This is a genomic window from Propioniciclava sp., assembly GCF_029977985.1.
Taxonomy (GTDB): Bacteria; Actinomycetota; Actinomycetes; order Propionibacteriales; family Propionibacteriaceae; genus Propioniciclava.
Genome location: NZ_JARKOT010000093.1, coordinates 1 through 1,752 on the forward strand (window position 1 = coordinate 1; position 1,752 = coordinate 1,752).

The 1,752-nt window shown below is 71.2% G+C and carries 2 protein-coding genes; one reads left to right on the forward strand and one right to left on the reverse strand.

The window, feature by feature from the left end:
* A partial coding sequence (locus tag Q1K57_RS05990; protein ID WP_300079994.1) for a PASTA domain-containing protein occupies window positions 1-841 on the forward strand: 841 nt, incomplete at its 5' end.
* Window positions 842-859: 18 nt separating this feature from the next.
* Here the strand turns inward: Q1K57_RS05990 and Q1K57_RS05995 are convergent.
* Window positions 860-1,752, reverse strand: an 893-nt coding sequence (locus tag Q1K57_RS05995) for a M20/M25/M40 family metallo-hydrolase (RefSeq protein ID WP_300079996.1), incomplete at its 5' end; no start/stop codon positions are given.

Consider the following 1,752-nt stretch of genomic DNA (forward strand, 5'->3'; position numbering starts at 1 on the left):
GGTGCTCGGCGGCGCCGGCTGGGGTGGCTGGTATCTCCTCGAGGGCCGCTGGACGACCGCCCCAGCGCTGGCCCTCCTCACCCAGACGGACGCCCAGCTCGCCGCGCAGGCGAGCGGGGTCGGCGTGGTGTTCGAGCGCGAGTATTCCGAGGAGGTGCCGCTCGGCCAGGTCATCCGCACCGAGCCGGGTGACGGCGAGCGCATCCTCCGTGAGGGCCTGATGACGGCGTGGGTCTCGCTCGGGCCCGAGCGCTACGCGGTGCCCGAGGTGACCGGCAAGACCCTCGCCGAGGCGACCGAGATCCTCACCGCCACCCACCTGGCCACCGGGGAGGTCACGCGCACCTACGACGACGAGGTGCCCCGCGACCAGGTGATGTCCCAGGCAACCGAGGCGGGCACCCAGGTCAAGCGGGACGCCCCCGTGGGCCTGACCGTCTCCGACGGCCCCGCACCGGTCGAGCTCACCGACTTCACCGGGGAGAAGTTCACCTCGGCGGAGAAGTGGGCGGAGGACAACCTCATCACGATCAACTCCACCGAGGAGAACAGCGACACTGTGCCCGCCGGCGTCGTGATCCGTCAGGATCCGGCGTCCGGGACGCTGCACCGCGGCGACACGGTGACGATGGTCGTCTCCAAGGGGCCCGTCATGGTGCAGATCCCGACGGGCCTGCGGGGCATGGGCGCAGAGACGGTCGCGAAGCAACTGCAGGACCTGGGCTTCAAGACCCGGTACAGCCGTCTCGTCAACGGCGGCTTCGGCATGGTGCTGCGGGTCGATCCCGGTGAGGGCAGCATGGCTGCCCGCGGTTCGACCATCACGATCTACCTCGTCTGATCGGACGCCGCCCTGGCTTCAGCGGGCGCGCAGGTGGGCGACGAGCCGTCCGAGGAACGCCTCGCACTCGGCCAGTTGAGCGGGGTCGATGAACTCGTCGGGCTTGTGGGCCTGCGCGATGTCGCCCGGGCCGCACACGACCGCCGAGATGCCCGCGTTGCTGTACACCCCCGCCTCGGTGCCGTAAGTGACCTTGTCGGGCCGCGCTTCCAGCCCCAGCAGTTCGCCCAGGCGCACGGCCGCGGCGTCCGGGGCGGTGTCGAGACCCACGGTCGAGCTCTCGACGACGACCTCCACGGACGCCGCCTCGTCCTCGGCGCGCATGGCGCGCTCGATCTCGGCGCAGTAGGCCCGCAGGGCGTCGATCTCGGCGGCGTCGTCGTCGGCGGCGATGGCGCGGAACTCGAGGGTCACCGATGCCTCGGCCGGGATGATGTTCACCCCGTTGCCGCCGGCGATGAGGTTGACCGATCCGGTGGTGTAGGGGATCGGGTAGGCGTCGTCGTAGGGCCCCTCGGCGCGCCAGCGGTCGCAGCGCTCGCGCCAGAAGCGCACGACGAGCGCGGCGTACTCGATGGCGTTGACGCCGGCGTTCGTGAGCGAGCTGTGCGCGGCGACGCCGTGCAGGTCGACCCGGACGACGTTGATCGACTTGTGACCGCAGATCATCCGCATGCTCGTGGGCTCGCCGACGAACGTGACCGCGGGCGTCAGCCTCAGCTCGGCCAGCGCCGCCACCATGGGTGCGGCGCCCTTGCAGCCGACCTCCTCGTCGTAGCTCAGGGCGACGTGGATCGGCTCCCGCAGCGGCTCGGCGAGCATCGCCGGCAGCGCGGCGAGCACACACGCGTTGAAACCCTTCATGTCGGAGGTGCCGCGGCCGTACAACAGCCCGTCGCGCTCGACCAAGG